Annotated in this window: 11 protein-coding genes; 2 read left to right on the top strand and 9 right to left on the bottom strand. The window is 61.3% G+C overall.

What is annotated here, in order from left to right:
• The 6 genes from H8711_RS13075 to H8711_RS13050 form a co-directional block, all read right to left on the bottom strand.
• Window positions 1-870 (bottom strand): hypothetical protein (locus tag H8711_RS13075; RefSeq protein ID WP_346728219.1); only part of this gene is annotated, 870 nt, incomplete at its 3' end.
• A 119-nt stretch (window positions 871-989) separates the two neighbouring features.
• Window positions 990-1,127, bottom strand: a complete 138-nt coding sequence (locus tag H8711_RS13070) for a major capsid protein (protein WP_165710451.1) — start codon at window positions 1,125-1,127, stop codon at window positions 990-992.
• Between the two features lie 16 nt (window positions 1,128-1,143).
• Window positions 1,144-1,335 carry a hypothetical protein gene (locus H8711_RS13065; protein WP_016044714.1) on the bottom strand — a complete coding sequence of 64 codons (192 nt, stop codon included), beginning with the start codon at window positions 1,333-1,335 and terminating at the stop codon, window positions 1,144-1,146.
• 3 nt (window positions 1,336-1,338) lie between these two features.
• Window positions 1,339-1,641 carry a single-stranded DNA-binding protein gene (locus H8711_RS13060; protein WP_016044713.1) on the bottom strand — a complete coding sequence of 101 codons (303 nt, stop codon included), beginning with the start codon at window positions 1,639-1,641 and terminating at the stop codon, window positions 1,339-1,341.
• Window positions 1,642-1,647: 6 nt separating this feature from the next.
• On the bottom strand, window positions 1,648-2,754 hold the full coding sequence (locus H8711_RS13055) for a replication initiation factor domain-containing protein (RefSeq protein WP_016044712.1): 1,107 nt from the start codon (window positions 2,752-2,754) through the stop codon (window positions 1,648-1,650).
• 101 nt (window positions 2,755-2,855) lie between these two features.
• Window positions 2,856-3,089 (bottom strand): hypothetical protein, encoded by a 234-nt coding sequence (locus H8711_RS13050; protein ID WP_231303762.1) that lies wholly within the window; start codon window positions 3,087-3,089, stop codon window positions 2,856-2,858.
• 233 nt (window positions 3,090-3,322) lie between these two features.
• Here H8711_RS13050 and H8711_RS13045 point away from each other — a divergent pair, with 233 nt between their 5' ends.
• Window positions 3,323-4,129: a DUF3693 domain-containing protein gene (locus tag H8711_RS13045; protein WP_231310529.1), complete on the top strand. Its 807-nt coding sequence runs from the start codon at window positions 3,323-3,325 to the stop codon at window positions 4,127-4,129.
• A gap of 67 nt (window positions 4,130-4,196) precedes the next feature.
• Window positions 4,197-4,571 carry a hypothetical protein gene (locus H8711_RS13040; protein ID WP_099562427.1) on the top strand — a complete coding sequence of 125 codons (375 nt, stop codon included), beginning with the start codon at window positions 4,197-4,199 and terminating at the stop codon, window positions 4,569-4,571.
• Window positions 4,572-4,694: 123 nt separating this feature from the next.
• Here the strand turns inward: H8711_RS13040 and H8711_RS13035 are convergent, their stop codons facing one another.
• The 3 genes from H8711_RS13035 to H8711_RS13025 form a co-directional block, all read right to left on the bottom strand.
• Window positions 4,695-5,909 (bottom strand): zonular occludens toxin domain-containing protein, encoded by a 1,215-nt coding sequence (locus H8711_RS13035; protein WP_099562428.1) that lies wholly within the window; start codon window positions 5,907-5,909, stop codon window positions 4,695-4,697.
• Window positions 5,906-6,190, bottom strand: a complete 285-nt coding sequence (locus H8711_RS13030) for a DUF2523 domain-containing protein (protein WP_016044717.1) — start codon at window positions 6,188-6,190, stop codon at window positions 5,906-5,908. The genes H8711_RS13035 and H8711_RS13030 overlap by 4 nt, the downstream gene beginning before the upstream one ends.
• Window positions 6,190-6,425, bottom strand: a 236-nt coding sequence (locus H8711_RS13025) for a virulence factor TspB C-terminal domain-related protein (RefSeq protein WP_249283826.1), incomplete at its 5' end; no start/stop codon positions are given. The genes H8711_RS13030 and H8711_RS13025, both read right to left, overlap by 1 nt.

The raw sequence follows: 6,425 nt of genomic DNA, 5'->3' as shown, positions 1-6,425 counted from the left end.
GGAGACAGGTCCAACGCCAACAGTGATGACCTTCGCAGCGGGACAGGAACCGCCACCAAGGCCACTAGACCATTGCCCCAGGTAGCTGCTTGGAATGGGCGGATCCATGTACGGCATCGAAACGTCGCCGGGATATGTGGGATTTTCGGGAAGGCTAGGGTTCTCACCGCCATCGCCATCGCCATCCCCGTCGCCATCTCCATCACCATCGCCATCGCCATCACCACCACCGGAACCGCCATCCCCTCCCCCATCGCCTTCACCACCACCGTCGCCCCCGCCCCCGTCCCCGTCACCATCACCGCCGCCGGTTTCACTCCCACCGCCTCCACCATCGTCACCACCGCCGTCACCGGCAGGCGTGGGCGCTGGAGCGTCAGATTCCGTGCAGGTGCCGCCCGTAGGCAGGTAGCTAAAACCAGCGACACCAGCCGGATCGAGAGAACTGGAATACATGCAACCGTTGTGGCACGCATTCACCGAAGCCGCCGTCGAGCCACCCTCCCAACCAAGCTCTTCCGGCCGTGCGGAACAAGCATCCTTCCAATAGAACTGCTGAGTATTCGCGTCGCCAGCTGCATTCATGCAGCGTACGACGCCGCCGTTGCGACCTTCCTGCACGGCGCAACTGAAGTACTTCTCACCAAAAGAACCGTTAACGCTTGGGCAGTTTTGTTGAACGACCGGCTTTCCCCACTGGCTCGTACGAGAGTTGAAGTAGTCCATCGTCCGCTGAACTGCTGCAGCACACATGGCGTACGCCTTGCCCTGATCGCAAGTGCCATTAATGGGGCAATCCGCTGCGGCGCGGACCTCAGCGGGAAGCCACAATCCGCCAAGGATCAGCACAGCGATGAGCAACAGACGCATGCATCAATCCCCGAACGCAATGTAGAGCGCCGCACTGCCGACGCAGAGAACGAATAGACCGAGCATCACCAATCCCCCATAGAAAGGGGCCGGATTGCCCGGCCCCGGTGCTACTGCGATCAACCGAAGATCGCGCCCTTGATCCACTTGAAGCCGACCGAAATTGCGGCCGGTGCCAGCTTGGCGGCGCCGATGGTGCCCAGGACAACGGCCAGTGAGGCCAGAACGGTCAATGCGGCGCTTGCGTCGAGTTCCATGATGTTTCCCCTTTCACTAGTTACGGATGGTTCTGCCTATTTGCTTGTATGCCCATGCCACGGCGAAACACACCGCAACCATGGACAGAATCCCCGACACTTCGGCAGTGGTAAGCGCGGGAATATCGGTGCGCGGCACGAATGCAGCCTGCTCACAGGTGCCGGTCTGCTGGTTGAATTGCAGGCATTCGTAGACGTACCGCGCCATGACTCAGGCCTGCGCTGCCGGGCGTGGCGCAGCCTTCTGCAGCGGGCGCAGCACGGTGAACTTGCTCAGCGAGGCAACGCCCTTGTTGACCTGCAACATGGATTCAACATCGAGCTCGTACTCGCCCTCGGGGTAGCCCGGCTGACCCTTGTCCAGGCGCACGTCGAACGGGTAGGCAAAACCACCGGTTTCCAGCTTGGCCTTCTGCTTGCGGGTGGTGTATTCCACGTTCTCGCCAGCGTCGTTCTTGAAGCTGCCGCCGCGTTCGTCAATTTCGTTCTTGAGGACGGTGACCTTGATGCTCATGTGTTGTTACCCCTTTGAGGTTGGCTGTACGGCCGCGATTTCGGGCCAGTGCGCTGCTGTGTCACCTGTGACCCACTTCGGCAGCGATGGCGAAGTGCAGGATTCGATTACCGCCCGCAATGCCTGATCGTCTGGGCAGTTCTTGGCGATGAAATTGAGGGCCGCGCCGTACTGGCGGCGGATGTGGCGACGGACGCTCTTCCACGTCGCCTCAACGGCGGCTTTCGTGATTTCGATGCGCGTAGCAACACAGCGCAGAAAGGACAGGACCGGATAAGCCCCGAGCAGGTAGGAGGCCGGATCACGAAGAATGTCGAGCGGCAGTTCCTTGCGATTGGAGTTGCGGAACTGCGCCTCATAGCGCACCCACGGCGAACTCTTGTCGCCTTGTTCCCTGCCCTTCTCGTAGACGCGCAGTTGCTTCTCCGACTTCTTGCCGCCCACATAGAACGTCTTGCCGTCGCCGCTGTCGTAGTCGTCCACCAGCTGCGCCTTGGGGCGCTGACCACGGTTGTCGAAGTCGCCATTGGCGTACCACTTCTGTGCCATGCGCAACGGGTAATCGCCCACCAGGTCATCGGCGCACACATCGACACGGGTGATCCTCCCGGCGCAGCTTTCGAGCTTCGCTCGAAGCTCCAGCCACCGCTGCGCATGGCCGCAGCGCGCTGCGCTAATCGCCTTGCATCCATCACCGGTTAGCTCGATGCGGGCGGTATACGTACCATCTGCGCGGCGGCACTTTTCGCCACCCAGTTCGATCATCCCGACGAACTTCTTGGCCGCGTCGATGATCTTGATTCGCCACGTGTAGAAGCGGCCGCCGCCGGCCGTTTCATCCAGTTCAAGACCCAGACCGGCGAAGAACCAGCAGAACACCTGCAAGGCCGCAATGCGGGCATTGTCCGGGGAGAACTCGATCCACTGGCGGACCTCTTCGAAACTGTCGCCATCACGGAACGCAACCTCGTCCAGCGCTGCGCGCAGATCGATGGAAGCGGAGAACCAGTCAATGCCGACCGTCAGGGTTCCCTCGGGGTTCCTGAATTCACTGACTCCCCTGTTAGACGAGGGGAGTCCCGACCCGGCCAGCACCGCGCGATCACCGACCATCGCGACCACCCTTGCAACGCAGGACGAACACAAGAGACCAATAGAGGCCGGTAAGCAGCACCCCGCCCAGCACGACAACAACAAGCGGGTCCCGCATGAACTCAGCGACCATGGGCGGCCTCCTGTTGCTCGGCGCAGTTGGCAGCGGCCAGCAGATCGCCGCGCTTGGTAGCAGCGATTTCCAGCTTGGCGAGCGTGATGACCTGGGCTTCTGCGTCAGGCTTCGGCGCGGTTGCCGCGAACAGTTCGCGGGCCTTGCGCGGGAAGGTAGCAACGCCGTATGCGATGGCGACAGTGGCGCCGATCAGGACGAAGGCAATGAACGGGTCGATCACTTTTTGCCGCCCTTCCGATACGAAAGGTCCGCGAAGATCAGTCGGACGACTGCGTAGATGACGGCCACAACAGCCATAGCGCCGAGCAAGTAATCCATGGTGTGTCCCCTACCCCAAGCCCCAAGAGAACCCGCCAGCGGCCTTGGGGTGCCGGTGGCGGGGTGTATAGGCATCCCGATACACGGACACATGTATAGTGACGGCCATACACAACTGTCAAGGGATTTCTAGACATGTCAGCGACGTCTGATCTGCTGGACCGAGTGCGGGAAGGCGCGAACATCCCGTCCGACAACGTTTTGAGCCAACGGTTGGGCATCACGCGGGCCGTTATCAGCGGCTGGCGGAACGGCAACTACCCCGTCCCGGATGAGCGAATTGCGCAGCTTTGCGACATGGCGAAGCTGGATGGCCCCCTATGGATGGCACTCATCGACGCGGAACGCGCCACGTCCGCAGTCGAGCGGAAGATCTGGCGTTTGATGCTGGACCGGATCAGCGCGGCGGCTGCGGTCGTCGCGCTGGTGGCGCTGTCGTTGCCGAGCATCGGAAACGCAAAAACCGCCCAAAATCAGGCGGTTAGCGCGGGTCTACTGACCCATTCTGTATATTATGTTCAAGCTGCTGCGAGGCTGGCTGGCACGGCTCTTGCCTCGCCCCCTGACCCTGTTGCGGCATGGAGCCTGATTGTGCGTGATCGGAACCTAACCGGCCCTTGGGCCGGTTTTTCGTTTAAGGCTGGCCGACTGGTCACACCCGAAGGCCGCGAGTTGCTGCCCGAAGATCTGGCCTGGCTGTCGCTCACTGCTGCGCAGGCGCAGGAATGGCGAAGGTTGATGGAGGATGCTTCGAGCTCGAAGATTCGAGCTCGAGATCGCCGGAAACCCTTGGCGTACAAGGCTGCCGAAATTGTAGATCTCCGAGATGCTATCCGGCGACGCACCGAAAAGCGGTTATCCGGGGTGATGGCTGGTCCCGACGCCGAGCCACCTGTGGCAGTCCTGCCGGTACCGGGGCCGACACGCCGCCAGCGCGTGTGAGGCGCATCCGTAGGGGCGCTGCCCCTACACCCCGGATAGAATGAGCGCAGGACGCCTTGGGGGCCGTATGGAACGCGAACGACCGGATTACCTACCCGAACTGCCGAAGCCGCGCTGGGAATTCCCATGGATGGGCTTGTGGGCGGTACTACTGCTCGGAATGGCCGGTGCCGGGATCTGGCTGCACCTGAAAACCGGGAATGCATGGAATGCACGCTTCAACGCGCCGCCAGCGCAACCAGAGACGACGGCCGCGATCCCAGCGCCGAAGACAGAGCCAAACCCTGCCAAGGAAGCGAAGATTGCCCAGATTCGCATGTACCGCGAACAGGCGGAGCGCCGCGAGCAGCAACAGCGCGGCGAAATCCGCTGCATTGGAGGCGTTCTGTTCCGCCGGATACCTGGAGGCTGGGAAAACGTCCCCGGCGAGACCTGTCCGTGACGGCTTAGTTCTTCTGGCGCGCCTGCTGACGCGCGAACGCCCGATCCATCCATCGGGCAACCCAGTAGTGAATGTCTAGACGCCAGTTCATACGAAGAGTATAGGCCGGCCGGAGACGCATTGTCAGAAGCTGGCCGGATAAGGCGGCGATTCGGGGAACGTGCCCATAGGGCGCTTACCAACCTCAACGAGCGCGTGCGGAGACGGTTCGCGCGTGCTGGATGGTTCAGACTGAGCGACGCCCCGGTGCGGATCATCCCGACGAGGATCAGCCTCCTGCCGGGGCGCCCGATAGGGGTTATAGGCCGGGCCATCGCGCGCGATCGCTACACACACCGGGATCGAGATCTTGGCTTTGGTGCCCTGCTCCGTTACGCACGTACATGTAGTGTCCTGCTCGGTTGTGCCGGATGCCATGCAATAGAGCTCAGGCTGCGATTGAACGCTGCGATCATCGAAGGCGGGTGCCGACCACGGCTGAAACTCAATCCGCGGCTTGTGACGTTCGATGTACTCCTCACGGTTGAGGGGCCGTGCCGCCGGCCCGCCCGCGCCCAAGGGCGCCAGGGCTCCAGCCGCCGGCAAAGCACCGGCCCCCTGATCCACCTTCTTTGGTGCCGACGGCGGCTTGATGATGAAGGCATAGATCAGCCAGACACCAAGGACTAGCGCGATAGTGACGGAAAGCGCCTGCCAAACCTTCTTAGGTACCTTGAACTTGTGGCTCGCCGTGTGCAGCGTCGCACTGCGGTAACGGGTATACAACGCCTTGGGGTAAGCCCAGATTTCTTCTTCGGCCTTGTCGCGCACCTTCTCATCGTACGGATCACTTTGGACGCGCGACCAAGTGAGGACGCCTGCCCGCTGCATGCCGAACGAACGATTCATGTGCGTGTGCGAGCCAATGAGCGTGCGCACCTGGTGGTGAATCTTGTTCGGCCATTGCGTGACGAACACAAGATCGAAACCGCGATGCCGATGCGTGGACATGGCACGGATGCGAGGATCATCGGATTCACCCGGCTTTCCGGTGGACGGGAACAGCTTGCCGTAACGCTCCAGCCCCTGTGTGTTGCCATCGGAATGCGCTTCGTCATAGATCACAAAAGAGCCGTCCGGAAGCTGTGTCCAGTCGTTGTGATCGGGCAACTTTTCCATCCACGGGAAAGCGCCTGCGCCCTCCTCTACTGTGGCGCCCGCGATGTTGGTGAAGAATCGGCGCGGCTGCGCCTTGCCTTCCTTTACCTGCTGCTGGTTCTGCTCGTAGAACTCAAGCGCCATCGACATTGCGCGCAAGGTCTTGCCGTTGCCGGGTTGCCCGGAGATTAGATACATCATTTGGAAGCTGCCTTCTGTACGGCGACCTTGCCTGCATCGATGACCACCTTGGTCACGATGGCAGAGCCGATCATGGTGATGGCCTCCCCTGCCCCGGCCATAAGCATCACATTGGCGAGATCGGCTGCGATGCCTGACCACTTCTGGGTGATGAGATTCAATGCACCCTTCACAAGCGGCAACAGGGCTGCACCTGTTACGAGACCGAGGCCAGCGCCAGTGAGGACGCGGGCGAGAGAGTTGCCCAGAAGCTGGACGAGGAAGGCTGCTAACCACGGCATTATTTGCGCACTCCTGCAACGATATATGCAGCTGCGATCCCGGCGCAGGCGATGACCAAGCCCTGGATCATCAGCGCGAAATCGCAGAGCGGTTTGAATTCAAAACTGACGGTCGTGGAGACAGGTCCAACGCCAACAGTGATGACCTTCGCAGCGGGACAGGAACCGCCACCAAGGCCACTAGACCATTGCCCCAGGTAGCTGCTTGGAATGGGCGGATCCATGTACGGCATCG

The sequence above is a fragment of the Ligaoa zhengdingensis genome (assembly GCF_014384885.1).
In the GTDB taxonomy this organism is placed as follows: domain Bacteria; phylum Bacillota; class Clostridia; order Oscillospirales; family Ruminococcaceae; genus Ligaoa; species Ligaoa zhengdingensis.
Note: the sequence above shows the minus strand (reverse complement) of the source record. Positions and strands in the feature narration are given on the sequence as shown.

Coding starts and splice junctions, on each gene's coding strand:
- H8711_RS13060 (WP_016044713.1), bottom strand. CDS start 1,641: ATGAGCATCAAGGTCACCGTCCTCAAGAACGAAATTGACGAACGCGGC.
- H8711_RS13045 (WP_231310529.1), top strand. CDS start 3,323: ATGTCAGCGACGTCTGATCTGCTGGACCGAGTGCGGGAAGGCGCGAAC.
- H8711_RS13030 (WP_016044717.1), bottom strand. CDS start 6,190: ATGCCGTGGTTAGCAGCCTTCCTCGTCCAGCTTCTGGGCAACTCTCTC.
- H8711_RS13035 (WP_099562428.1), bottom strand. CDS start 5,909: ATGATGTATCTAATCTCCGGGCAACCCGGCAACGGCAAGACCTTGCGC.
- H8711_RS13070 (WP_165710451.1), bottom strand. CDS start 1,127: ATGGAACTCGACGCAAGCGCCGCATTGACCGTTCTGGCCTCACTGGCC.
- H8711_RS13040 (WP_099562427.1), top strand. CDS start 4,197: ATGGAACGCGAACGACCGGATTACCTACCCGAACTGCCGAAGCCGCGC.
- H8711_RS13065 (WP_016044714.1), bottom strand. CDS start 1,335: ATGGCGCGGTACGTCTACGAATGCCTGCAATTCAACCAGCAGACCGGC.
- H8711_RS13055 (WP_016044712.1), bottom strand. CDS start 2,754: ATGGTCGGTGATCGCGCGGTGCTGGCCGGGTCGGGACTCCCCTCGTCT.